A 24,990-nucleotide genomic window follows, 5' to 3' on the forward strand; every position below is an offset into this window, starting at 1 on the left:
TTTGCTCCTCCTCTTGGGCTCGAACCAAGGACCCTCTGATTAACAGTCAGATGCTCTAACCAACTGAGCTAAGGAGGAATTTAAAACGGTGTTCGTTTCAAATGCGAGTGCAAATTTAGGCGTTTTTTTGATATCACCAAACAAAAATACGAAAAAAAACAAAGATATTTTGGCGTTTATTGTAAATCAAATGGTTAGAGGTGAAGATTTTTTTGCTAAATTTAAAATCCCAATACAAAGCGGGTAAAAAGTTAGGACAAAATAAAATCAAAATAAAAGTGGGATACAGTTAAAAGTTGTACTTTTGTATCCATTATTCTTATTATAAAGAAAAGTATAACAAAAATATGGACAAGTTTTCGTTCTTAAACGCAGTACACGCAGGGTTTGTAGGTGATTTGTATGAACAATATCAAAAAAATCCTGATGCGATAGAACCAAGTTGGAGGAGCTTTTTTCAAGGTTATGATTTAGCAAATGAAAACTACTCGCTAACCGATGAAGAAGTTTCGGTACAAATCCCCGAAGAAGTACGTAAAGAATTTTTAGTGATCGATTTGATTAATGGGTACCGTACCCGAGGTCACTTATTTACTAAAACCAATCCCGTAAGAGATAGAAGAAAGTATTCACCAACACTGGATATTGAAAACTTCGGTCTTAACTCTGATGATTTAGCAACAGTATTTAACGCTGGTGAAATTTTAGGTATTGGTCCTAAAACGCTAGCGGATATCATAAACCACTTAAAGGCTATCTATTGTGATAGTATTGGAGTGGAATACATGTACTTGCGAAATCCTGAAGAATTAAAGTGGTGGCAAAATCGTTTGAATAAGAACGATAATCACCCTGACTATTCTGCGGATACTAAAAAGTATATCTATTCGAAATTGAACCAGGCGGTTGGTTTTGAGAGCTTTTTACAAACGAAATACGTTGGGCAAAAACGTTTTTCTGTAGAAGGTGGTGAAACCTTAATCCCAGGGTTGAGTATGGCATTGCGCGACGCTGCTGAAAAATACGGTGTCAAAGAATGCGTGCTCGGAATGGCGCACAGAGGGCGTTTAAATACCTTGGTGAATATCTTTAAAAAGCCTGTTCGCGACTTATTTAGCGAGTTCGAAGGGAAGGATTTTGAAGACAAAGATATCGATGGAGATGTAAAGTATCACCTCGGTCTTACCTTGAGTAAAACCTACAAGGAAGGACAAGAAATAAAAATGAACTTAGTACCGAACCCTTCTCACTTAGAAACAGTAGATGCTGTTGTGGAAGGAATTGTTCGCGCTAAGGTAGATCAAGATTATCAAGGAGACGATGGTAAAATTTTACCGGTATTAGTACATGGTGACGCTGCAATTGCAGGACAGGGTATCGTGTATGAGGTAGTGCAAATGGCTCAGTTAAACGGGTACAAAACCGGAGGTACTATTCACGTGGTCGTGAATAACCAAATCGGATTTACCACCAATTACTTAGACGCGCGTTCTAGTACCTATTGTACGGACGTTGCCAAAGTAACCTTATCACCGGTATTGCACGTAAATGCTGACGATGCAGAAGCTGTTTGTCACGCAATGCAATTGGCGGTAGAGTTTAGAATGAAGTTCAAGCGCGATGTGTTTATCGACTTGTTAGGATACAGAAAGTACGGTCATAATGAAGGTGATGAGCCTCGTTTTACACAACCTACCTTATACAAAGCAATTTCTAAGCACAAGAACCCGAAGTTGATTTACGGTGAAAAACTAATTGCTGAAGGAATTGTTGACGATGAATACATCAAAGCAGAAACGGCTGAATTCAAAAACATGCTTGAAGTAGAGTTTGAAGAGTCGAAAAAGCAAGAGGTGTCTCGTGTAAGCGAATTTATGCCAGAAGTATGGAATGGATTTATCCGTAAGCAGTTGGAGCACATGCTGCAACCTGTTGATACTACTTTTGACCTCGAGCGTTTGCGCGGTATTGCCAAAGTGATTTCATCGGTTCCTGAAGGTGTAAAGTTTGTAAGAAAAGCTGAACGTATTTTAAAGGACAGAGAAAAGAGAGCTTTCGAAACCAACGAATTGGATTGGGGAACGGCAGAAACGTTGGCCTATGGTACCTTGTTAGAAGAGGGCTACGATGTTCGTATTTCGGGAGAAGATGTTGAACGTGGAACTTTTTCACACCGTCATGCTATTTTGAGAGATGAGGTGTCTGAAGAACGTATTAACTTGTTAAACACGAATCCTAATAACAAAGGAAATATGACCATTTACAACTCGCACTTATCAGAGTACGGGGTGTTAGGTTTTGACTACGGATACGCGATGGCGGCTCCGAACACTTTGACAATCTGGGAAGCTCAGTTTGGTGATTTTGCCAATGGTGCACAAATTATGTTTGACCAGTACATCACTTCTGCAGAAGATAAATGGAAGCTGCAAAACGGATTGGTAGTATTATTACCACACGGTTATGAAGGACAAGGTCCAGAGCACTCTTCAGCGAGAATTGAGCGCTTTTTACAATCGTGTGCAGTTGATAACATGACCATTGCTAACTGTTCAACTCCGGCGAATATGTACCACATTTTACGCCGTCAGATGAAACGTGAGTTCAGAAAGCCATTGATTGTGTTTACTCCGAAGAGTTTGTTGCGTTTACCTAAGGCGGTAAGTACTATGGAGGAATTGGCAACGGGAGGTTTCCAAGAAGTAATTGACGATACTATTGAGCCTACAAAGGTGAAGAAATTAGTATTCTGTACAGGTAAATTCTACTACGATTTATTGACGAGACGCGAAGAACTCGGTAGAGAAGATGTAGCCTTAGTACGATTGGAGCAATTGTTCCCATTACACAACGATAAAATACAAGAAGTAATCAATAAATATCCAAATGTTGAGCGCTATGTATGGGCACAAGAAGAGCCTAAGAACATGGGATCATGGGGGTATATGCTAGAGCGTTTTGACTTAGTGAAGTTAGAATGTGCTTCTAGAGGATATCACTCGGCTCCAGCAGCAGGATCAAGTGCGAGATACAAGCGTCGTCACGAAGCAGTATTAGCACAGGTTTTTGATTAATCAAAAAGGTGCCTTAAGGCAACAATTAAAAGAAATAAAATAATTCAGATATAAAAATTTAGAACTGATGGTTTTAGAAATGAAAGTTCCTTCTCCGGGGGAATCAATTACCGAAGTAGAAATCGCAACGTGGTTGGTTGAAGATGGTGATTATGTTGAAAAAGATCAACCGATTGCCGAAGTAGATTCTGATAAAGCAACGTTAGAGTTACCTGCGGAAGAAAGTGGAATAATCACCTTAAAAGCTGAAGAAGGAGATGCAGTAGCGGTAGGAGCTGTTGTGTGTTTAATTGATATGGATGCTGCAAAGCCAGAAGGTGGAGCTGCTCCAAAAGCAGAACCAGCTAAGGAAGAAAAGAAAGAAGCACCTCAAGCAGCTCCTGTAAAGGATACTTATGCAACAGGTACGGCTTCACCAGCAGCTAAAAAAGTATTAGCTGAAAAAGGAATCGCCGCTTCAGAGGTGAAAGGAACTGGAAAAGACGGTCGTGTAACCAAAGAAGACGCAATAAAAGCAGTGCCTTCTATGGGAACTCCAGGAACTGGAGCACGTACTACAGAACGTAAAAAATTATCAATGTTGCGTAGAAAAGTTGCGCAGCGTTTGGTGTCTGTTAAAAATGAAACTGCCATGTTGACCACGTTCAATGAGGTGAATATGCAGCCAATTTTTGACTTGAGAAAACAATATAAAGAAGCGTTTAAAGAAAAGCACGGTGTGGGCTTAGGGTTCATGTCTTTCTTTACGTTAGCAGTGGTTCGCGCATTAAAAATGTACCCAGATGTAAACTCTATGATCGATGGAGATTACAAAGTAATGCACGATTTCCAAGATATCTCTATAGCAGTGTCAGGTCCTAAAGGATTGATGGTTCCTGTTATTAGAAATGCTGAAAACTTAACTTTTAGAGGAGTGGAAAGCGAAGTAAAGCGTTTGGCGTTGCGCGCACGCGATGGGCAAATTACTGTTGATGAAATGACTGGAGGTACCTTTACCATTACCAATGGAGGTGTATTCGGGTCTATGTTGTCAACGCCTATCATCAACCCTCCACAGAGTGGTATTTTAGGAATGCACAATATCGTAAACCGTCCGATGGCCGTAAACGGAGAGGTGGTAATTCAGCCTATCATGTACGTAGCCTTGTCATACGATCACCGTATTATTGACGGTCGTGAGTCTGTTGGATTCTTAGTAGCTGTAAAAGAAGCGCTAGAAAATCCAGTAGAATTATTAATGGATAACAATCCGTTGAAAGCTTTAGAAATGTAAACCTAGCCTCATAGCTAGTTATATAGAATCCCGTTCTTCAAAAAGAACGGGATTTTTTTTATTTTTATAGGAAAAACTTTATGAAAAAATTCAGTGAATTCGAAACGGAACGATTGTATTTGAAGTTAGCAACGACTGCAGATGCTGCTTTTTTTTTAGCCTTGATGAATACCCCGAAATGGTTGGCACATATTGGAGATAGAAAGGTGTACGATTTAGCTCAGGCTACCCAATACATTATTGATAGAATGCTCCCTCAGCACGAGCGTTTAGGCTTTGGTAATTACGTGGTCGTGCGCAAAGACGACGGAGTAGCCATCGGAAGTTGTGGAGTATATGACAGAGAGGGCTTGAAGGGCCTGGACATCGGTTTTGCTTTTTTACCTGAGTACGAGGGGAAAGGCTATGCCTTTGAAGCCTCAAAAGAATTATTGAAACAATCGTTTACTGCGTTTAAGGTAAGTGAATTGCAAGCGATTACCACCGCTGAAAATACCGGATCACAACGCTTGCTTGAAAAACTGGGCTTGAAATTTGTAGGATGGACGCGTATACCCGGAGACGATGAGGAGTTAATGCAATACCGTATTCAAAAGGAGTAACCAAAAACCGTTAGATATGAAATTAGGAGCTTTTTCTGTGAGCTTGGCTGTAAAAGATTTAAGAGTCTCTCAGGAGTTTTATGAAAAATTGGGATTTACTGTTTTTGCAGGATCCTCGGAAATGAAGTATTTGATTATGAAGAATGAGCAAACTTTAATTGGTTTGTTTGAAGGAATGTTTGAAAAAAACATCCTGACCTTTAACCCTGGTTGGGATCAGGAAGCCGCGGAGTTAGCAACTTTTGACGACATCCGTGAAATTCAAGAGCAGCTAGGCGCTTCCGGACTGCAGTTTCACAAGCCTATAGCTAGCTCTACGACCGGGCCTGCTAGTGGTACCTTAGAAGATCCGGATGGCAATAGAATTCTCATCGATCAACACAGATAAAAAAAACAAAGTACTAGGTACTTTGTTTTCTATATTGAATTAATTAATAAGTCGCAATTTATTTTAATTTTTCGTTCAAATTCCAATCATAGTCTAAATATACAACTTCTGCGTTGTCATTTGCCTTTACTTTGGAATATTTGTTAATATAATCAATTAAAGTGGATTTTATAGTAAAATCTTCTTGATACCACTCAAATATTTTTGAAACGGCTACCTTATCCAGTTCAATAACATTTTTAGTAGGGTCATTGATAAAGCGCTTCATCAATTCTTCGAGTTTGCTATTGATATTTTTCTCAGTGAACGCGAAGTTTACAAACTGTGGCCCTGATATTGATGCGGCATTGATTCCTACGTGAATTCTTGGATCGTCATGCCATCTTCTTAAAATTTTGTGTTCGATATAGTCAAGTGAATACGCTTTTTTACCAATGACAGCCATTTCAATCTTCCAGGCATTACGTCCTTTGCGTTTGATATCTGTAATTTTTTTCAATGGATAGCTATCTAAAATTAACTTGATAGTATAGGCGTTGTATGCGTTTATCCAAAAGGCTTTTGCCTTGTTAGATGACCATCGTTTACCCGGTATAGTTTTTTCTAAGTGTTTGAGGTAGATGTCTAATAGAGCTCTGTTTTTTCTCAATCCTCTGTAATCGACATTCCCTTTTTTGTCGACATAGGTTTTTAGCAAAGCATCAAAAACGTCCGTTTGAGCTTGCGCTTGTACACTTATAAAAAGTAGACAGGTGATAATAATAATTTTTCGCATAATTTTTCAGTTTAGTAATAAATACATTCTATAGTGCTTTGGACGAAGAAAAGTTTTACACATTACAATTAAGTTGAAAAACTGTCGTAAAATTTTGTCATTTTTGGTTAAAACACTCCGCTTTAGTGGCTAAACACGTAGAATTTCTTCATTTTTTAAAGTTTTGTTAAATTGATCAGAACAAGGTCTTTCATTGTATAGCCTACTTAAAGTTAAGAACTTATTTTCAAAAATGAAAGTGCCTACTAAAAGTCTTTTGTCAAATAGGTGGTATCCCAGCTTTTTAATGAAAATTTATCTTTGATAAATCCTGCGGGATCGGTTCCGATACTTCCCCAGCCCCAAGGAGCGTGGGCAGCGTTATCGCGATAGGTATCTCCGTTAAAACTGTTTCCGGTAAAGAGCAGCGGTTGGTCGCGTCGTGCCCATAAGGTAGTTTTGGTGGGGACTAAATGGTAATACACGGTTTGTGGAAGCTGATTTTTACCTGCAAGTGGCTGATGTACTTTTTGTTCATCTTCCGTAATTTGGTAAACGATATGAGTGCCGTCTTCATCAGCTAAACCTTCGTACTTTCGAATACCGTGACCTTTTGCTTGAATAAAGAATTTAGGGTGAGAAGCTCGGTAATGGAGGTCTTGAGCACGGTATAATTTGCGCTCAGAATGATAAATAGTAGCGGCGTAGCGGAGTATCCCCATAGGATGGGAGTCTTGTTTCTCAATACACAATAGCACGCCTTCCAAATCGTTTTCATGAGAGTCTAAGCTGCACCACAGGCTGTCAGCCCAATCTCTTGGGTGATATACGGCGTACAAGAAGTAATAATGACTGGCTGTACTGGCATAATTGATATATGCAGTTCCTTTGAGGCTGCCGAGGTCTCGACCTTTGTTAATGAGGTGTTCCCAATTGTTAGTGGCATCCCAATCTCCATCGTAATTGACAGGCGCTATCCAATCGGCCGTTCCCGTTTTCGACGAATTTGGACAAACAAAGAGGTCGGTTACATCTACATCCTGAAAAAATAGTGGCGCGTGATGCTGGGCGATGTCTTGTTGGGTAGGAGGTTTGTGGCTGAATGCGAGCTGTGATACTGACGGTTGTACATTTGAAGGTTGGCAACTCACAAGTAAAAGAATTGCGGTGAAGCACGGAATTAGAAAGGTTAGTTTCATAAAGGTAATGGGTTGATTTATCGGATTTTGAAGTTAGGCCACTGAGCAACATAGAGGTTTAGGCTTATGTAAAGAATGAAGTGGCTACTTTTACCCTAGTGTTAAAAATAGACGAGACCAGAGCCAACGTGACTTTGTCAATTTTATTGTGATAAAATTGATTTTTTTTTGTGTTTTTGTTCTGGTAATTAGTAACTTAGTTGCAATAATTAACCAAAATACCCTTCTAATAATGAAAAATTACTTTTTCAATGTGGTACTTCTTACCACACTGTTTCTCTGTGCGGGAAACTTAAATGCTCAAGAAGTTTTTAAAATTGGAGATGAACTCGAGGCTGATATCAAAGTCACGAAAACCTATCAACGATTTTCAAAAAAATCGAGTAAAACCGATAAAGAACTCGTGTATCGCAAGGAGTTCTTTTCAAGAAATTCATCGTATATCAAATTGTACTTTCAGAATTTTGATTTGGCACCAGGTGATTATCTAGAAGTTCAAGGAGCGAACTCTAAAGAAACGTTAATCTACGGTGGTCAAGGTAAAATTATCGATAACAATATGACGATGATTCCTGACTTTTGGTCGAGAGTACTTTTCGACGATAAGGTAGTAGTTAGCTTGTATTCTTCTGGAAAAGCGGGGAAGCACCGTGGATTTGAAATCACCAAAGTGGCCTATGGTTACAGTGAAGACAAAATCATGAAGAAATTGATGGCTGCAAAGATACGTTCTATCTGTTCTAGCGATAACAAAGAGAGAATCGCTTGTTACCAAGGTACTACCATGTACGAAAAGGCCAAGTCTGTATGTCGCTTATTAATTGGTGGTAGCTCGTTGTGTACGGGGTGGCTATTGGGAAGCGAAGGTCACTTAATGACCAACAATCACTGTATTGGTTCGGCTTCAAATGCGCAAAACACTGATTATATTTTTAACTATCAATATTCAGGATGTACAGGTTCAGGTGAGGCAACACGTGATGTCGTAGCTTCTTCAGCGACGTTTATCAAAACGAATTCGTCATTAGATTATACCTTAGTGAAATTACCGACCAATCCGACAGCTACTTACGGGTACTTGAGTTTGAGTACGGCAGTACCAGCGAAAGGTGATCGTATTTACATTCCTCAACATCCAGGAGGGAGAAGAAAAGAAATATCTGTAAAAACGGATACCGACGCAAATGCAGGTGGATTTTCACAGGTTTTTGAAAGTAAAACAGGTTCAGGACAACAAGTGCGTTATTACGCCGATACCGAAGGAGGAAGTTCAGGATCGCCAGTACTTGATTACAATTCTAACTTGGTAATAGCAATTCACAATACAGGAGGTTGTCCAAACGGATCGTATGGTCGTTGTGATAACTTAATTTCTTCCATTGGTAGTGATATGCCAACCAACGGTACCGGTAGCGGTGGCGGTGGTGGTAACCCACCAGGAGGAACTTGTGCTAATACTGTGAGTTCATTCCCGTATAGCCAAGGGTTTGAAAATACCATTGGTAATTGGCAACAAAGTACGAGTGATGACTTTAACTGGACGGTGCGTTCAGGAGGTACTCCTTCTAATAACACTGGACCTTCAGGAGCCAATGCAGGAACCTATTACGTATATATGGAGTCGTCATCACCAAACTATTCAAATAAGTCAGCGGTATTAACTTCTCCGTGTTTTAATTTAAAAAATGCGAGCAATGCCACAGTAACTTTTGCATACCACATGTACGGTAGTGCAAGTATGGGGAACTTAAAGTTAGAAGCGAGCACCGACAAAGGAAGTACTTGGACGAGCGTGTGGAGTAAGTCAGGAAATCAAGGAAACTCTTGGCAAAATGCGAGCGTAAACCTTACGAGTTATGTAGGGAAGGACGTAAAACTTCGTTTTAACGGAACTACGGGAACTACTTGGCAAGGAGATATGGCAATCGATAAGTTTGCACTTTCTACCTCTGGTTCTGGTGGTGGTGGCGGAAACGACACCGTATCATTAGAAATTACTTTTGACAATTACGCATCGGAAACGAGCTGGGAAATTAAAAACAGTGCGGGTTCTGTAGTTGCATCAGGAGGTAATTACAGTGGTCAGGCAAGCGGTTCAAAGGTAACTGTAAACAAAACTTTAGCAACTGGGTGTTATAGCTTGGTATTTAAAGATTCGTACGGTGATGGTATTTGCTGTAGTTACGGAAATGGTTCGTACAAGTTAACCAATAGTTCAGGTACTGTATTAGCATCTGGAGGACAGTTTACAAGTACAGATACTAAGAATTTCTGTGTAGGGAACGAATTGGTACAGGAAGTTGCAGAATTTAAGCCTACTACCGAAGTGATTACTGATTTAATGGTATATCCTAGTCCTGCTACTTCATTGATTAAGATCAGAATACCAGAACGTGAGTTAACAGGTACCTATCGTATTGTGAATGTTACGGGTGCTGTAGTTCAGCAAGGTGCATTGACAAAATCAATTTCTATAACAGATATGGAAAGTGGTGTGTATTTAATGGAGGTGAAAACTGATAAGGCTGTATACTCACAAAGTTTTGTGAAATTGGCTGGAAAATAGTCGTAAACCTAAATAATATAGAACTGCCCGTGTTTACGGGCAGTTTTTTTATGTATTTTAATGGGTATTAGGTGAAAATAAAACATGGAAGAACGAAAAAATTTAGGATGTCAAATCCATCCAACAGCAGAAGTTATGACGCGGACTATAGGAAAAGGCACGCGCATATGGCAGTTTAGTGTGATTATGGAGGCAGTGCACATTGGGCGTAATTGTAATATAGGTGCGCATACTTTTATAGAAGCTAATGTGGTTGTTGGCGATGATGTAACGATAAAGAATGGCGTGTTTTTATGGGAGGGTTGTCGCTTGGAAGATCGCGTTTTTATCGGTCCTAATGTAACGTTTACCAACGATAAGTACCCGAGGTCTAAACACTATTTAGAGGAGTATCAAAAAGTAGTGGTAGCGGCAGGAGCTTCTATTGGTGCAAATGCGACCATACTCGGAGGTGTGGTTATAGGCGCTGGGGCAATGATAGGTGCTGGGAGTGTGGTTACCAAAAGCGTTCCGGCAGGGGAGTTGTGGGTTGGGAATCCAGCCAGATTTGTACGTAAAATAGCGTACTAAAAAAAGCCTTGAGAATACTCTCAAGGCCTTGTATATTTTGTAAGTGAATGCTTATAAATCAAATCCGATATTTACACCGAGTTTTTGAGCAATCAACTTATTGATACGTTTTTTAACTTCTGGAATTTTTACACTTTCCAATACGGTATTGGCAAAAGCGTACATTAATAGCGCTTGTGCTTCTTTTTTAGGAATTCCGCGTTGTTGCATGTAAAATAACGCCTGATCGTCTAATTGACCAATAGTACAACCGTGAGAACACTTTACGTCATCAGCAAAAATTTCCAACTGAGGTTTTGCATTGATCGTTGCTTTGTCACTGATTAAAACATTGTTGTTTTGTTGGTAAGCGTTGGTTTTTTGAGCTTCCTTTTCAACAACAACCTTTCCGTTAAATACTCCTGTTGAGCGCTCGTTGTAAATACCTTTATAATCTTGGTGGCTTTCACAATTTGGCTCAATATGGTGTACTAAGGTATGGTGATCTACGTGCTGCTTTCCTTCAATGATCGTAATTCCCTTTAGGATAGAATCGATACGTTCTCCTTTTTGGTAGAAATTGAGGTTGTTACGGGTAATATTACCTCCAAAAGAGAAGGTATGTACCGAGCAAACGCTTTCTCGTTGTTGTTCTATATACGTATTGTCAACCAAAGAAGCATTGCTATGGTCGTTTTGAATTTTGTAATAGTCAACTGTTGCGTGTACGTCTGTATAGATTTCCGTAACGGAATTGGTCAATACTGGATTTTCAGTTAAACTTTGGTGACGCTCAATAATTTGTACGTGCGCATTGTTCTCAACGACGATTAAATTACGTGGTTGTAATAGGGTAGCGTTCTCGTTTCCAGTAGTAAAACTGATAATTTGTATCGGTTTTTCCACCTCTACACCTCTAGGAATGTGAATAAAGGCTCCTTCGCTGGCGAAGGCGGTGTTCAACGAAGTCATATTGTCTTGTTTCGCCGCTTTGTTGAAGTAGTTTTCAATAATTGGCTTGTACTTCGCTTTGGTCAAAGCCGCAGACATCAAACATACGTCCATACCGTCATGCGTAGTTTCCGATAAGAAAGAACTGTATTTTCCGTCGATAAAAACGATTTTATAACTGTCGATATCGTGGATAAAGTACTTCTTAACATCGTTTAATTCAATAGCGATATCGTGCTCTGGAAACAAGCTGTAATCTTCTTTTAATACTGAATTTAACGAAGTGTATTTCCAAGCTTCCATTTTTTTCGTTGGAAAGCCTAGGTTTTCAAAGTTTTGTAATGCGTTGCTGCGAATAGCGTGCACATCCGAATTGATGTTTACTCGATTTTCGAAGGCAACATATGATGATAATAATTTTTCTTTTAACTCCATGGTAGTCTTGTAATTGTAAAAGGTGATGTCAATAAATACGAATCGGGCTTAGGCCTTTACTTCATCTTTAATCCAATCATATCCTTTTTCTTCGAGCTCTAAGGCTAAAGAAGCGTCTCCTGTTTTTACAATCTTACCATCGTGTAAAACGTGTACATAATCAGGTACGATATAGTCTAACAAACGTTGGTAGTGCGTAATAACCACAACAGCGTTGTCTTCTGATTTTAATTTGTTTACTCCGTTAGCTACAATGCGCAAGGCATCGATGTCTAATCCAGAGTCTGTTTCATCTAAAATAGCCAATTTTGGCTCTAACATTGCCATTTGGAAAATCTCATTACGCTTCTTTTCACCTCCTGAAAATCCTTCGTTCAAAGAGCGCGATAAGAACTTGCGATCGATTTCTAACAATTCTGATTTTTCACGAATCATCTTAAGCATGTCTTTGGCTGGCATTTCGTCCATTCCTTTAGCTTTGCGTGATTCGTTAATGGCAGTTTTTATAAAGTTGGTAACCGTTACACCTGGAATTTCAACAGGGTATTGGAATGATAAAAATACTCCAGCGTGTGCGCGCTCCTCAGGAGCTAATTCACTGATGTCTTCTCCGCTTAATTCGATATTTCCAGCAGTTACCTCGTACTCTTCTTTACCTGCAATTACTGATGATAACGTACTTTTTCCTGCTCCATTTGGTCCCATTATAGCGTGAACCTCTCCGGCTTTTACTTCAAGGTTAATTCCTTTTAAAATGGCCTTGTCTTCTACTTGTGCGTGTAAGTTTTCAATTTTTAACATCTTATCTCTATGCTATGTGCTTCCGGTATGTTCCTTCAGCATTGATTTTGTTATACTTTGTTTATCTATAAGCGAAGTTTATCCAACGCTACCTTCTAATGAGATTTCTAATAATTTCTGAGCTTCTACTGCGAATTCCATTGGGAGTTTGTTGAGTACCTCTTTACTAAATCCATTCACGATAAGTGCAATGGCTTTTTCGGTATCAATTCCACGTTGGTTACAGTAAAATAACTGATCTTCCCCAATTTTACTCGTCGTCGCTTCGTGCTCAATTTGAGCCGATTTGTTTTTCGATTCAATGTACGGGAAGGTATGAGCACCACACTCATTCCCCATCAACAAACTATCACATTGCGAAAAGTTACGCGCATTTTCTGCACGTGGTCCAATTTGTACCAATCCGCGATAGCTGTTTTGTGATTTACCAGCAGAGATTCCTTTTGAAATGATTGTTGACTTCGTGTTTTTACCTAAGTGAATCATTTTAGTACCTGTATCTGCTTGTTGGTAGTTGTTGGTAACGGCGATAGAATAGAACTCTCCTACAGAGTTGTTTCCTTTTAGCACACAACTCGGGTATTTCCAAGTAACGGCTGATCCCGTTTCTACCTGTGTCCAAGAAATCTTGGCATTGTTTTCACACAGTCCTCTTTTGGTTACGAAGTTGAAAACTCCTCCTTTTCCTGAAGCATCTCCAGGGAACCAGTTTTGTACTGTTGAGTATTTAATTTCCGCATTGTCCAAGGCGATCAATTCAACCACTGCGGCGTGCAATTGGTTTTCGTCACGCTGTGGAGCCGTACATCCTTCAAGGTACGATACATAACTGCTCTCATCGGCGATAACCAATGTACGCTCGAATTGTCCTGTTCCTCCTTCATTGATACGGAAGTACGTAGACAATTCCATAGGACAACGAACTCCTTTCGGGATATAACAGAAAGAACCGTCAGAGAATACCGCAGAATTTAAGGCTGCGTAAAAGTTATCAGTAGTAGGAACTACAGAACCGATGTATTTCTTAACCAATTCAGGGTGTTCTTGTATAGCCTCTGAAATCGGCATAAAAATAATACCTTTTTCAGCTAGGGTCTCTTTAAAAGTCGTTGCAACAGAAACAGAATCCATTACAACATCAACAGCTACATTGGCCAAGCGTTTTTGCTCGTCTAATGAAATTCCGAGTTTTTCAAATGTCGCTAATAACTCCGGATCTACCTCGTCTAAACTGTTGAGTTTTGGTTTTTTCTTAGGAGCTGAATAATAAGAAATGTTTTGGAAATCTGGTTTTTCGTACTGTACATTGGCCCATTCTGGCTCCTCCATTTGTTCCCAGATTCTAAATGCTTCCAAACGCCATTCAGTCATCCACTCTGGTTCGTTCTTCTTTTTAGAAATGGCACGAACGATGTCTTCGTTGAGCCCATTAGGAAACTTTTCACTCTCAATGTCCGTGTAAAAACCGTATTCGTATTCTTTGGTTTTCAGTTCCTCGCGTAAATCGTCTTCAGTGTATTTACTCATCCGTTCTAAGTCTTCTGTTTGCTGTGTTTAATTATAAAGAAAAGCTTTCTCCGCATCCACAAGTTCTGTTGGCGTTCGGGTTGTTGAATACAAACCCTTTTCCGTTCAACCCACCTGAATACTCTAAAGTAGTACCTACAAGGTATAAGAAGCTCTTTTTGTCAACGACGATTTTGATTCCATTGTCCTCAAAAATCTTGTCGTTTTCTTGCTGATTCTTGTCAAAGTTTAAGTCGTATGATAAACCTGAACAACCGCCGCTTTTAACACCTACTCGAACGTAATCGTTGGTAGCGTCAAAACCGTCATCGGTCATTAATTCAACAACTTTCTTTTTTGCTGTGTCTGAAACTTTTATCATATCTATAGATTATTTCTCAATCAACTGCAAAGATAGTGACAAAATATGATTTTTATCATTTTTTGGAATGAATATCATTTATAGCCTTATAAGTTTAATCAATTCTATAGATAAATATTTTCAATACATGTGGTATTTAGGGTTGGAAATCAGGGTTGTTTACGAAGTCATTATCGGTCAAGCTCAATAAGAATGCTTTGAGGTCGGCCTTGTCTTGGGCGTTGAGTTGTACCCCTCCTTTGGCCACCTGTTTCATGAGTGGATCGATAGTAGCAGAGTGTTGTAGTCCTTCTGAGTAGTGATTAATAACGGCCTCAAGAGTGGCAAAGCGTCCGTCGTGCATATAAGGTGCTGTAAAGGCAAGGTTTCGCAATGAAGGAGTTCTGAATTTACCGTTGTCGTTGGGGTCACCCGTCACTGCGCCCAAACCGAGGTCGGTAAAGTTGGCGTCGAGCCCGTTGTTATGAAACTCGTTATCGGTCCAAAGAGGATTGTTATTACTGCCGTGACAGTGAAAGCAATCACCTCGGTTTTCGTCCATAAATACGTTAAACCCGTGGCGCTCCTGTGGTGTTAGTTGCGCTTTTCCAAGGAGGTACTTGTCAAATTTTGAGTTGGCAGAAATAAGCGTGCGCTCAAACTGCGCTAAAGCTTTGGTAACTTGTTCTCTGGTAATATTGTCGGTGCCGAAAGCCCGTTTAAATAAGTTGGGATACTGTCCGTGATTTTGTAACTTTTTAAGTACCTCGTCCCAATTACTGTGCATTTCTTTGGGGTTTTGTACCGGTTCAAGTGCCTGGCGCTCGAGACTTAACTCTTTACCGTCCCAAGCAAAACGTTCGTTGTAATTCCAAGCGAGGTTAAATAAAGGCATGCCATTTCTAGTTCCTGACAAACCGTCTACTCCAAGACTAAATTGTTTTCCGTCGGTAAAACTTTGTTTAGGCGCATGACAGCTGGCACAAGACTGCTGTTCATTTTTGGATAGTATAGGATCAAAAAACAATTTTTTTCCCAAGGCGATGCCTTCTTCTGTCAACGGGTTTGAGCTGGGAATTACAGGAGCTACGAGCTTCTGCTTAAAAAGTGTAGGAATGGCTAAGTTTACGGGTACTGGAGTGTACGGCTGTTCTTCATTTTTTGAGGAACAGCCAATAAAAAGTAGTATAAAAAGTACACTCAGTTTTCGTATCATAAATTTTTATTGTTGTACACCTCCAAGGCTAAAAACTCCGGCTTTTCCGTTGTCTGACATTTGGATTTGTGCGTCGTAGTTCATCATTAAACCACTGTTTTTCGTTTCTAAATCCCATTCGTTCGGGTTTTTAAACCACTCAGCAATGTTCATGTTGATCGTTGCTGTGGCATCTCCCTTTAGCGTAATGGTTCCTAAATCAATTTCAAAAGAGGTATCCTTTGATACTTTGGTAGTAGGATTATAGGCTTTGATAGCGTGGTACGAATAACCTTGCTCTACTAAACTGGCATTTTTGAATTTTCCTTCTAATTGCATATAGTGATATCCACCGGTGAGCTGTGATGGAACATTCCAGTTTGCTGAATTCAAATCTTGATATACCCCGTCTTTGTTGTCGGCATTGCTAAAACCAAACGTACAGCTAAGCTTGTAGGCGCCTTCCTTTACCAATTTGGTGAGTCGGTGACTTAGGGTTACATTATCGCTTAGATCCACCAGTTTATAGCCGTCAAATTCGATAACATTGTTGGCGCTGTCGGTCAATTTTATTCTGGAAATAAGATACCTGAGTTTCGTAATACTCATTTTGGTTCCTTTTTTATTGGTATAGTCCAGTTTGTTAAATTCATCTTTTGTAACGCTGGTTCCATCCCAGTTATGAGCAAAAGCCAAACTTAAACTGACTTCTTTCACAGGTTCATCACTGTCAGAAGTACACGAAAATAAGATGAGTCCAAGTAGTAAAAGCGTTAATTGTTTCATTGATATTATTGTAATTTAATTATAAGTACGTCAGAGAATCCTTTGTTGCCAGGGATGTCTCCATTTTTGCTGGTGCTTTCACCGACGGCAATGACACGCCCGTTGTTTAGGACTGTGGCGTCGTAGCAAAAGTCGATATCACTGCCGCCAATTGTTTTTTGCCATTGGATTTTTCCGGTAGCATCGATTTGAACGATCCAAGCGTCGTTTTGTCCTCGGTTGGTGAGTCCGTTGTCAGCGCTACGGGAGCTTCCGGCTAGTAAAAAATTAGCTGTGTCGAATGTACGAATTGCATTGCCAACATCAAAACTACTGCCGCCAAGTGTTTGTTCCCAAGCCTTAGTTCCTTGGGAGTCTATTTTTAGCAACCACAAATCGGCACCTCCTTTGTTGGCTTGTATGTCTTTGTCACTACTTCGAGTGTTTCCGATGAGCATGTAGTGTTGATCGGGAGTGGCGATAATTCCTTTGGCTTCGTCAATTTCACTTCCACCGAAGTTTTTTCGCCATACGAGTGCTCCTTTGCTGGTAATTTGCACGGCCCATACATCATAGGTTCCTTTGTTATCCGTAATGTCGACATCACTGCTGTCAGAAGTTCCGGTAATAATAAAGTTCCCATTGGGCATTTCTACCACGCCGTAGGGGGTATCGCTAAAACTCCCACCGTAGTATTTACTCCATTCCTTGGTGCCCGATTTATTGAGTTTTATGGCCCAAAAATCACCGCCAGCATGAAGTGTTCTGCTCGATTTAGAATTTCCTTGCCCTCCTGAGGAGGTGACGTCCAACTCTCCGGCAATCAAAAAACCACCGTCTTTGGTCTCGGTCACACAGGTACCAAAGTCTCGGCCTAAATAGCCAAAAGATTGTTGCCAACTCAGATTGCCGTTGCTGTCCAGTTTGACGATCCAATAATCGCGATCTCCTGCATTTCGGGTTACATCTCCGTCATTGCTTTTCGTATAACCAATAACGGCGAGGCCGCCATCACTGGTATTGATGAGTTGTTGTGCTCGGTCGTCATTAGAGCCACCATAGGTTTTTTTCCAAACGAGTGCATCGTTAGCATCGTATTTTAAAACTAGGAAATCAAAACTCGTGTTGCTTTTTCCTTGTAAATCAAAATCGTTACTTTGGGTGTAGCCGGCAATGGCATAGCCTCCGTCAGCGGTGGCGACTACTGAATGCGCTACGTCGTTAAGGCTTCCGCCAAAAGTTTTGACAAAGGCTGTTTCACCTTTGAAACTAGGTGGTAACGTAATGCCTTCTTTACCGCAGGCAAACAGGCAAATCAGACTCGTATAAAGAAGTATTTTTTTTATCAAAAGTGTAATTATTGTACGATTAACTTTTTCGAGATACTCCCGTTGATACGCACGAGGTAAATTCCCTTAGCATAAGCTGCCATTGGAATTTCAAAGCGGGTAGTAGACAGGCCGTTACTTGAAAACACTTTTTTTCCTAAAATAGTATAAACGACTACCGATTTAATAGTGCCGTTAACCGTGGTGATGGTTGGATTGCTTTGAGTTGGGTTAGGACTTAACTGGTAACTTACTGTATTTTTAGTTACGCTGTCCGTCGAAAGTGTACCACTTTTTCTCACCACAAACAATCCGCGTTGGATATCGTTGATAATAATATTTCCGCTAGGAAAATATGGATAAACACTCCAAGCTCCCGCAAAACCGGCGTTGTCATCGGCAGGGAAGGTGTCAAAATAAGCTTTCTCCGTCATGGCATTGGTGCTCGCACTGATGTTTGTTAAATCCAAAACGCGCATTCCTGCACGGTAACTTGCCATAAAAAAATCCTTGCCTTTAACATACCCATTGTGATCAATGGCTTTGGTAGGCCCAAAGTAAGTTGAAGAAAGTTTAGGATTGTCAAGGTCGGCTAAGTCAAATACCAAGGTTCTTGTGTTCATACCAAAATTTCGTTCATCGGTTTCATCACCCAAAATAAAATAGCGGTGGTCATCAGTAAACCACCCTTGGTGGGTATAGCCAATTTGCGAGTAGTTAATGGCCGATATTTTTTTGACGTTTGTTTTGTCTGTAACATCGAGAACTACAATTTCATTTTCGTTACTTCCGATGTAAATTTCTTTGTTGGTATACGCAGCATCAGGTCCTTTGTAGGTCACCACTTGGGCATCGTGTGAGTACCCTGCTCCTTTGTAATCACCCAAATTCTTAGGATTTTTTGGGTCAGAGATGTCTACAAAAATAGGTCCACCTCCATTGGTAGCCCTACAACCTACTAAATAGGCAATTCCTTTCGCCTCATTGATAACGATGTTATGGCAGCTGCTTACATCGGTAAATACCTGGTCGGCGGTAAATGTTTGCGGGGTGCTCACACCGCGAAGGCGCGTTAAATCGAAAACTTGCATTCCGTGATTTCCGGTATTGTCGGCAACGATAAAGGCGTGGTTATTATAAACTTTGACATCTCGCCAAAAATTATTTCCCGCATTGGAATCCAATCGACCTAGAAACACGGGTTTGACAGGGTCAGAAATATCTACAAATGCCGTACTGTTAGTCATTGCAGCAATGGCGTATTCTTTATTGGTGGTTGGGTCTGTCCAACCCCAAACATCACTTCCTTCTGGGGCACTACCGTTGGCACTCAAATTACTATTGGCTAAGGTAGCAACGGGAAGGTTCGACATTAAATCGTAATCTTTACAAGGGTAAGCCCCTGCTTTTCCTCCAGAACATGCCGTTTGAGCCCAGCCCAAACTGACGGTGAAAAATGTGATGGCGAGAGAATAGTGTAATTTTTTAATCATATACTATAAATTAGGGAATCGTGCTAATTTATAAAAATTAGCGGTTAGTCTTTGATAATTTAACAGTTATAAGAGTAAAAACCCTAAAATATGATAAAATTGGTATCTAAAAACTTCGTAAGGATAGTTTGTGCTATGTCAATCAGTCACAGTATCTTTGCAACATGTTAGAAGATAAAAATCAAGAAAAGACATCGTTGTCACAGTTGGGAGAGTTTGGATTAATTGAACATTTAACCAAGCATTTTGAGGTAACACACAGCACAACCGTAAAGGCTGTTGGTGATGATGCTGCGGTGATTGATGCCAGTGAAAAACAAACGGTTATCACTACAGATTTGTTAGTAGAAGGAGTGCATTTCGATTTGAGTTATATGCCGTTAAAGCACTTGGGGTACAAGGCTGTCATGGTGAACCTATCGGATGTGTATGCGATGAATGCGGAGGCGGAACAAATTACGGTATCTTTAGCTGTGTCTAACAGATTTCCATTGGAAGCATTGGAAGAGTTGTACGCTGGAATTCAGTTGGCTTGTGCTACTTATAAAGTTGATTTGATTGGTGGAGATACAACTTCATCGACTAAAGGGATGCTCTTGTCAATAACGGCGATAGGAAAGGCTAAGAAGGAGGAGCTCGTATACAGAGATGGAGCCAAAGCAACAGACTTAATCGTGGTTTCTGGTGATTTAGGAGGAGCTTATTTAGGATTGCAAGTACTAGAAAGAGAAAAGCAAGTATTCCAGGTAAATCCGACCAACCAACCAGACTTGGATCAATATTCATATTTGATAGAGCGTCAATTAAAACCGGAAGCCAGAAAAGATATTCCGAAATTATTACGCGATTTGGAAGTGCAACCGACCGCAATGATTGATATTTCAGACGGATTGTCGTCAGAAATCATGCATATTTGTAAGCAGAGCAATACTGGATGTAAAATTTACGAAGAAAAATTACCCTTAGACCCTCAGGTGATTGGAACTTGTGAAGAGTTCAATATCGATTCTACTATGGTCGCTTTGAGTGGAGGTGAAGACTACGAATTGTTGTTTACGGTAAGTATTAATGACTTTGATAAGATTAAAGGGAATCCGAATTTAAGTGTGATAGGGCACATTACGGAAGCGGCAGCTGGAATGAATTTAGTGACCAGAGCCAATCAGGAAATTGCATTAAAAGCACAGGGATGGAATTCTTTTGAAGAATAATATTTTGAAAAAATAGCACATAAAAAAGACCGCAAATTTGCGGTCTTTTTGTTTTTAGTTACGATTCATTGAAAAAGCCTTCCGATGGTGAGGTACTTAACAAACTACCTTCCTTTCGACGTGTTTTGTTGTTAAGAGCAGTTTAATACACTACCATACCTGTGTAATTGAAAGGAGGAGAAAATGGATCGGAGTTCTTTGTTTTAATTTACCGGTACTACATAGATACGTGCCTTGATTACATCGCTGTTGTCCGTGGTAGCTATACTAGCTAGTTTTACAAAGCCGTTCCACAGGAGTCCCTATCAATAGGTATTTGGCACTTGGTTAGGAGGTAAGGGGGTGCAACAAATGCTAAGTAAAATAGCTATGAAAAAACTAAGAACTATAAGAGGACCATAACCGGATATGTAAATGATATTTTTCCTTATAACCGTATAACGTAAAAAATTAAAAGTATCATTCATAGGCCCGTTAGGTCTGTAAGAAGAGGAGCTACAACGGGCTCTATACCCTTGAAACGTAAAAAAATGAAAATAGAAGAATTCACCCATCGATATGCGAGTATAATGCATAAGGACCCGATTACACAACAGCAGTTTATAAAATTACCGATAGTAGATGTATTTGAGCTAAGTTATATGCAACAAGCCCTGATAAAGGCTATAAAATTACTAACAGAATTGGAAGATGAATTAGCCATGGAGGTCAAAGTTAGTATTTATTGGTTGAGTAGAATTGTATTGGATAGTTACCCAGAAAGTGAGCTGGAGGGAATTGCTAAATTTCTGAATTCAAAGTCTGATGGTTTATACTAGCCTAATCCTTCAAGTTATAGCTGATAATCTTTGATTAATTATTGTAAATACCGTCCTGATTGAGTTTGGGATGGTGTTTTATAGTGGTTAGAATAGCTCAAAATGGGCTGTTTATAGTGATTAGAATATCGGATGAGTTGACAGGTAAGAGCGCTAAAATTAAACCTTGGTGTAAAATAAATAAAGATCTTTCTTTCGCTTAAAAAGTAAAAGCAATTTTTTAACAAGCATTGCATTTTTTAAGGAGAAAACTACTAATTACTTGAACAATAAGATAATCATATTGCTCTCGAGTAAAATGAACTTTGATATGAATTGAAAATGAGTACTTTTATGTTCGCGTAGAAGAAAAAATAATAATTGCTAAAATTACATACTATTTATGAAAACAAAAATGCTAAGCATGGCATTAATGCTGGGATATGCATTGGTAGGGTACGGGCAAAAACCGAATGGAAATACCGATCTTCCAACGATAGTCCCCGCGTCGCCAACAGCTTTTGAATTGACAAAGTACGGAGATATTCCGGTTAATGAATCGACAGGGATAGCTTCTGTCTCTATTCCTTTTTTTAAGTATTCACTGGGAGAAATTTCTTTGGATGTTGGAATGAGCTATCAAGCCACAGGAGTGAAAGTAGATCAAATTGCGTCTTGGAGTGGAATGGGGTGGAATCTTAACGCAGGAGGTGTTATTACACGGACCATTCGAGGTAATCCTGATGAATTATTTAATCAAGAATACACAAATAACTTTGAAGATTTAAAAGCATTGCAAGTAAATGATAGTGAAGCCTATTACAAGTTTTTATATAAAACAGCGTATACCGAAGCTAACAATGCAGACTTTCAGCCAGACCTATATAGTTTTAATGTAGGAGGTGTATCAGGAACCTTTATTTTAGGTGAAAATAAGAAACCGATTCTATTAAAGAAAGGAGGGCAATACAAAATTACAGGGACAATTACCACAGGGTTTGAGATTACAGATGTTCGAGGTCTTAGGTATGTTTTTGGGGAGTTAGAAAGAAATGATGTTAGAACCATATGTACTACAGGGGGGCAGAATACGAATAATCCTATTTCAGCTATTTTTTTGAGTAAAATAATAGCTCCGAATGGTGATGAGGTTATTTTTAATTACAAGAAAACATCTTATAGCTATGTTAGTGGTTATAGTAGTAGTTTTGAAAAAAATATTGGGTCTTCTTTTTGCGGTAATGTATTTACTCCTGCTTCACCTGGGGTACGCGAATGCCATATGGTAAGTAATTTGACAACCAAAAAGTTAACATCGATTACTAATAATAGGAATGCTCATAAAATTGTTTTTACAAGTTCAAAAGGACGTGCAGATTTATCGGACAATGCCTATAAACTCGATAAAGTATCCATGTTTTACGGAAGTCAGTTGATTAAAGCATACAAGCTGGAGCATGAATATGTTGTAAGTAATAAAGTGAGTTTTAATCAAAGAGTCCTAAACGATGCTTTTAAGAAAAGGTTGTATTTGAAACGGATCAAAGAATTGGCGACAGATGGTCAAGCTGAAGGTCAGGTGCATCAATTTGTATATGAAGCTCCTCAAGATTTACCACCAAGATATAGTTTTTCTCAGGATTTACTCGGGTTTTATAATGGTCAAGATGCTAATAGAAGTCTGTTGCCCAAACAAAGTGATCCTACAGGTCAAACATTGAATTATATTTACGGAAAGAGAAACTCTGACTTTTCAAAGGTTGAAAAGGGGATTTTAAAACGCGTAATTTATCCGACAAAAGGAGTAACGGATTTTGAATTTGAACCTAACACCATCATTGAAACGACCTTAAACTTCGAAAACAAAAATTTTGGATTGGGGGTTAACTCATCAACGAGGAAACTAGCAAAATCTAGCGTTACATTTAAAGAGACCCAAGGTGTTGATGCTCGATTTGAAGTCCGAATATTAAACGGGACTGATGTAGTTCATAATAAAATGAATGTGGTGATAACGGATAAAACTAGCAACACAGTAATTTATACAAAGACGATAGGCCAAGGGGTGCATTATTCAGGGACTTTGGTATATCAAAAAAATCACGAGTATGAGTTTGCTATAGATTTGATGTCAGTAAAATTTGATGAAATATCAGGTACTATTTCGTTTAATTATTTTGAGCCTCCCGTTCAGGTTGAAAAAAGGAATCAATCTGGTCTGCGAATAAAAAGAGTGCTATCGAAACCGACTGAAGGGCAAGAACCAATGATAAAACGTTATTACTACAATCAATTGAGTAAGTATAAAGAAGAGACTGTTTTAAAAACAAATCAGCAAATCTTATACGAACAGCTGAATAAACGCTTAAAATGTGAATTTAATCCACATAATGTTGGAAGTATTATGTATTTGAATTACAAAGTGGCATCTGGAGGCTGGAATAGTATTTATAATTTAAGTAATCTTCAAAATAAATATGAATACGTTACAATTAGTATTGGTGGTGATTCTTTTGAAAATGGAGCATTAGAAAAGAAATTTTCTCGTGTAATTCCTAGGAGTAGGTATTCTTTTGGAAAGACAGGAGTACCTAATGCACCTTATTCAAATGATGATTTGTTTAATGGAACCTTACTCGAAGAGAGGGGTTTTGCAAAGAAAACAGGGGGGATGGAAAAGGTGAATGAAGTAGTTTATGATTATGAATTGGATACGAGTAGAAAATACATAACCAATGGATATGTTGGGAGGAATTGGAATCCTGAGTTTCAAATAAGGCATGTGCCTGATGGTTTGTCTCTTACGGAATTAAAAGTGAATACGCTTACCATGCATATGAGTCATTATTTTGTGCAAAGTAGATTTCAAAAGTTGTTACGTAAAAGAACTACGAATTTTTTTAAAGAGCCAGAAAGTGAATTAACTACAATAGAAAGTTATGCTTATGATAGTACGCATCATTTGTTTCCAACGACGATATCTGTCGATAAGAGTGATGGAACAAAACAAGTGCAAGTAACCTATTATCCTCAAGATAAGGCGCGTTTGGTAGGGGTTGGACAGCCGGAGTCTACCGCTCTAAATAAGTTAGTAGCATTGCATAGAATAGGCACACCTATACAAGTGGAACAATTTGACAAAAATCAAAATGGAGTACTAGTATTAAGATCAAAGAAACGAACTGATTTTGAAATAATACAAGGAAATTTGGTTGCTCCCAAAGTGGTAAAGATATCAAAAGGAGCAAGTCCGTTTGAAAACCGCATTGAATACCATCATTATGACAGCAAAGGTAATCCTACAGAAGTGAGTAAAACCAACGGAACTCACGTAGTATATATTTGGGGATACCAGCAAAAATTTCCGGTTGCGAAAATAGAAAATGTGCGTTTAAGTGCTATTCCAGCGAATTATATCACGGCCATACAGCAGGCTTCGGATGCCGATTTTGATCGCACCATGGATACTCGCAATGCGCAAGGAGTAGTCACAGCATTCAATGGAAAAGAAGGATTGTTACGTCAAAGTTTACAAAATTTGCGCAACCTGCCAGCACTTCAAAAGGCTACGATGACATTTTATACCTATGATCCTTCTGTGGGGGTAACTAGTATTAGTGACAACCGCGGTCAAACCGTGTACTATGATTATGATGCCTTTAATCGCTTAAAGTTTGTCAAGGACATGCATGGAAACATCTTAAAAGAAAACAGCTATCACTATAAAAATAACTAAGTCGCT

General features: G+C 39.3%; 19 protein-coding genes and 1 tRNA gene. 9 read left to right on the forward strand and 11 right to left on the reverse strand.

Annotation, left to right across the window (positions count from 1 at the left end; all coding sequences use genetic code 11):
- Window positions 1-4: 4 nt before the first annotated feature.
- Window positions 5-78: transfer RNA gene (locus ACXAG7_RS05675), tRNA-Asn, on the reverse strand.
- Window positions 79-308: 230 nt separating this feature from the next.
- Here ACXAG7_RS05675 and ACXAG7_RS05680 point away from each other — a divergent pair.
- The 4 genes from ACXAG7_RS05680 to ACXAG7_RS05695 all read left to right on the forward strand — a co-directional run bounded on the left by ACXAG7_RS05680 (window position 309) and on the right by ACXAG7_RS05695 (window position 5,337).
- Window positions 309-3,074, forward strand: coding sequence for a 2-oxoglutarate dehydrogenase E1 component (locus ACXAG7_RS05680; RefSeq protein WP_476666265.1), 2,766 nt, complete (start codon window positions 309-311; stop codon window positions 3,072-3,074).
- A gap of 67 nt (window positions 3,075-3,141) precedes the next feature.
- A complete protein-coding gene (gene odhB, locus ACXAG7_RS05685) occupies window positions 3,142-4,347 on the forward strand; it encodes a 2-oxoglutarate dehydrogenase complex dihydrolipoyllysine-residue succinyltransferase (protein ID WP_408042231.1) in 1,206 nt (401 codons plus the stop codon).
- 80 nt (window positions 4,348-4,427) lie between these two features.
- Complete coding sequence (locus ACXAG7_RS05690; RefSeq protein WP_476666237.1) at window positions 4,428-4,949, forward strand: GNAT family N-acetyltransferase; 522 nt, start codon at window positions 4,428-4,430, stop codon at window positions 4,947-4,949.
- Window positions 4,950-4,965: 16 nt separating this feature from the next.
- Window positions 4,966-5,337, forward strand: a complete 372-nt coding sequence (locus ACXAG7_RS05695) for a VOC family protein (protein ID WP_476666238.1) — start codon at window positions 4,966-4,968, stop codon at window positions 5,335-5,337.
- 58 nt (window positions 5,338-5,395) lie between these two features.
- Here ACXAG7_RS05695 and ACXAG7_RS05700 read toward each other — a convergent pair whose 3' ends face one another.
- Both ACXAG7_RS05700 and ACXAG7_RS05705 read right to left on the reverse strand, forming a co-directional pair.
- Window positions 5,396-6,112, reverse strand: a complete 717-nt coding sequence (locus tag ACXAG7_RS05700) for a DUF547 domain-containing protein (protein ID WP_408042234.1) — start codon at window positions 6,110-6,112, stop codon at window positions 5,396-5,398.
- Between the two features lie 245 nt (window positions 6,113-6,357).
- Window positions 6,358-7,290: a hypothetical protein gene (locus ACXAG7_RS05705; RefSeq protein ID WP_476666239.1), complete on the reverse strand. Its 933-nt coding sequence runs from the start codon at window positions 7,288-7,290 to the stop codon at window positions 6,358-6,360.
- 232 nt (window positions 7,291-7,522) lie between these two features.
- On the opposite strand from ACXAG7_RS05705, the gene ACXAG7_RS05710 reads away from it, so the two are divergent.
- Together ACXAG7_RS05710 and ACXAG7_RS05715 are read left to right on the forward strand one after the other, a co-directional pair.
- Entirely contained in the window at window positions 7,523-9,856 is a 2,334-nt protein-coding gene (locus ACXAG7_RS05710; protein WP_408042236.1) for a trypsin-like peptidase domain-containing protein, read from the forward strand.
- A gap of 84 nt (window positions 9,857-9,940) precedes the next feature.
- A complete protein-coding gene (locus ACXAG7_RS05715; protein ID WP_408042237.1) occupies window positions 9,941-10,426 on the forward strand; it encodes an acyltransferase in 486 nt (161 codons plus the stop codon).
- 51 nt (window positions 10,427-10,477) lie between these two features.
- Here ACXAG7_RS05715 and sufD read toward each other — a convergent pair whose 3' ends face one another.
- The 8 genes from sufD to ACXAG7_RS05755 form a co-directional block, all read right to left on the reverse strand.
- Window positions 10,478-11,791 (reverse strand): Fe-S cluster assembly protein SufD, encoded by a 1,314-nt coding sequence (sufD, locus tag ACXAG7_RS05720; protein ID WP_408042238.1) that lies wholly within the window; start codon window positions 11,789-11,791, stop codon window positions 10,478-10,480.
- A 48-nt stretch (window positions 11,792-11,839) separates the two neighbouring features.
- The gene (gene sufC / locus ACXAG7_RS05725) at window positions 11,840-12,592 is read right to left on the reverse strand and encodes a Fe-S cluster assembly ATPase SufC (protein ID WP_408042239.1); all 753 of its coding nucleotides are present in this window, start codon (window positions 12,590-12,592) and stop codon (window positions 11,840-11,842) included.
- Window positions 12,593-12,670: 78 nt separating this feature from the next.
- A complete protein-coding gene (sufB, locus tag ACXAG7_RS05730; protein ID WP_408042240.1) occupies window positions 12,671-14,119 on the reverse strand; it encodes a Fe-S cluster assembly protein SufB in 1,449 nt (482 codons plus the stop codon).
- 31 nt (window positions 14,120-14,150) lie between these two features.
- Complete coding sequence (locus ACXAG7_RS05735) at window positions 14,151-14,480, reverse strand: HesB/IscA family protein (protein ID WP_408042241.1); 330 nt, start codon at window positions 14,478-14,480, stop codon at window positions 14,151-14,153.
- Between the two features lie 136 nt (window positions 14,481-14,616).
- Complete coding sequence (locus ACXAG7_RS05740) at window positions 14,617-15,675, reverse strand: cytochrome-c peroxidase (protein ID WP_476666240.1); 1,059 nt, start codon at window positions 15,673-15,675, stop codon at window positions 14,617-14,619.
- A gap of 6 nt (window positions 15,676-15,681) precedes the next feature.
- The gene (locus tag ACXAG7_RS05745) at window positions 15,682-16,440 is read right to left on the reverse strand and encodes an MbnP family protein (RefSeq protein WP_476666241.1); all 759 of its coding nucleotides are present in this window, start codon (window positions 16,438-16,440) and stop codon (window positions 15,682-15,684) included.
- 5 nt (window positions 16,441-16,445) lie between these two features.
- Complete coding sequence (locus tag ACXAG7_RS05750; protein WP_476666242.1) at window positions 16,446-17,768, reverse strand: hypothetical protein; 1,323 nt, start codon at window positions 17,766-17,768, stop codon at window positions 16,446-16,448.
- Between the two features lie 8 nt (window positions 17,769-17,776).
- Complete coding sequence (locus ACXAG7_RS05755; protein ID WP_476666243.1) at window positions 17,777-19,240, reverse strand: choice-of-anchor B family protein; 1,464 nt, start codon at window positions 19,238-19,240, stop codon at window positions 17,777-17,779.
- Between the two features lie 164 nt (window positions 19,241-19,404).
- Between ACXAG7_RS05755 and thiL the strand changes: the two genes are divergently transcribed.
- The 3 genes from thiL (at window position 19,405) to ACXAG7_RS05770 (ending at window position 24,984) form a co-directional block, all read left to right on the forward strand.
- Complete coding sequence (gene thiL / locus ACXAG7_RS05760) at window positions 19,405-20,451, forward strand: thiamine-phosphate kinase (RefSeq protein ID WP_408042246.1); 1,047 nt, start codon at window positions 19,405-19,407, stop codon at window positions 20,449-20,451.
- Window positions 20,452-20,981: 530 nt separating this feature from the next.
- Window positions 20,982-21,269 (forward strand): hypothetical protein, encoded by a 288-nt coding sequence (locus tag ACXAG7_RS05765; RefSeq protein WP_408042247.1) that lies wholly within the window; start codon window positions 20,982-20,984, stop codon window positions 21,267-21,269.
- A gap of 382 nt (window positions 21,270-21,651) precedes the next feature.
- A complete protein-coding gene (locus ACXAG7_RS05770) occupies window positions 21,652-24,984 on the forward strand; it encodes a hypothetical protein (protein ID WP_476666244.1) in 3,333 nt (1,110 codons plus the stop codon).
- Window positions 24,985-24,990: the final 6 nt, after the last annotated feature.

The sequence above is a fragment of the Tenacibaculum sp. AWR4_210 genome, assembly GCF_056160945.1.

What these genes read in the sequence shown, in the direction of transcription:
- odhB (WP_408042231.1), top strand. Translation starts at nt 3,142, where the DNA reads ATGGTTTTAGAAATGAAAGTTCCTTCTCCGGGGGAATCAATTACCGAA.
- ACXAG7_RS05690 (WP_476666237.1), top strand. Translation starts at nt 4,428, where the DNA reads ATGAAAAAATTCAGTGAATTCGAAACGGAACGATTGTATTTGAAGTTA.
- ACXAG7_RS05695 (WP_476666238.1), top strand. Translation starts at nt 4,966, where the DNA reads ATGAAATTAGGAGCTTTTTCTGTGAGCTTGGCTGTAAAAGATTTAAGA.
- ACXAG7_RS05700 (WP_408042234.1), bottom strand. Translation starts at nt 6,112, where the DNA reads ATGCGAAAAATTATTATTATCACCTGTCTACTTTTTATAAGTGTACAA.
- ACXAG7_RS05705 (WP_476666239.1), bottom strand. Translation starts at nt 7,290, where the DNA reads ATGAAACTAACCTTTCTAATTCCGTGCTTCACCGCAATTCTTTTACTT.
- ACXAG7_RS05710 (WP_408042236.1), top strand. Translation starts at nt 7,523, where the DNA reads ATGAAAAATTACTTTTTCAATGTGGTACTTCTTACCACACTGTTTCTC.
- ACXAG7_RS05715 (WP_408042237.1), top strand. Translation starts at nt 9,941, where the DNA reads ATGGAAGAACGAAAAAATTTAGGATGTCAAATCCATCCAACAGCAGAA.
- sufD (WP_408042238.1), bottom strand. Translation starts at nt 11,791, where the DNA reads ATGGAGTTAAAAGAAAAATTATTATCATCATATGTTGCCTTCGAAAAT.
- sufC (WP_408042239.1), bottom strand. Translation starts at nt 12,592, where the DNA reads ATGTTAAAAATTGAAAACTTACACGCACAAGTAGAAGACAAGGCCATT.
- sufB (WP_408042240.1), bottom strand. Translation starts at nt 14,119, where the DNA reads ATGAGTAAATACACTGAAGACGATTTACGCGAGGAACTGAAAACCAAA.
- ACXAG7_RS05735 (WP_408042241.1), bottom strand. Translation starts at nt 14,480, where the DNA reads ATGATAAAAGTTTCAGACACAGCAAAAAAGAAAGTTGTTGAATTAATG.
- ACXAG7_RS05740 (WP_476666240.1), bottom strand. Translation starts at nt 15,675, where the DNA reads ATGATACGAAAACTGAGTGTACTTTTTATACTACTTTTTATTGGCTGT.
- ACXAG7_RS05745 (WP_476666241.1), bottom strand. Translation starts at nt 16,440, where the DNA reads ATGAAACAATTAACGCTTTTACTACTTGGACTCATCTTATTTTCGTGT.
- ACXAG7_RS05755 (WP_476666243.1), bottom strand. Translation starts at nt 19,240, where the DNA reads ATGATTAAAAAATTACACTATTCTCTCGCCATCACATTTTTCACCGTC.
- thiL (WP_408042246.1), top strand. Translation starts at nt 19,405, where the DNA reads ATGTTAGAAGATAAAAATCAAGAAAAGACATCGTTGTCACAGTTGGGA.
- ACXAG7_RS05765 (WP_408042247.1), top strand. Translation starts at nt 20,982, where the DNA reads ATGAAAATAGAAGAATTCACCCATCGATATGCGAGTATAATGCATAAG.
- ACXAG7_RS05770 (WP_476666244.1), top strand. Translation starts at nt 21,652, where the DNA reads ATGAAAACAAAAATGCTAAGCATGGCATTAATGCTGGGATATGCATTG.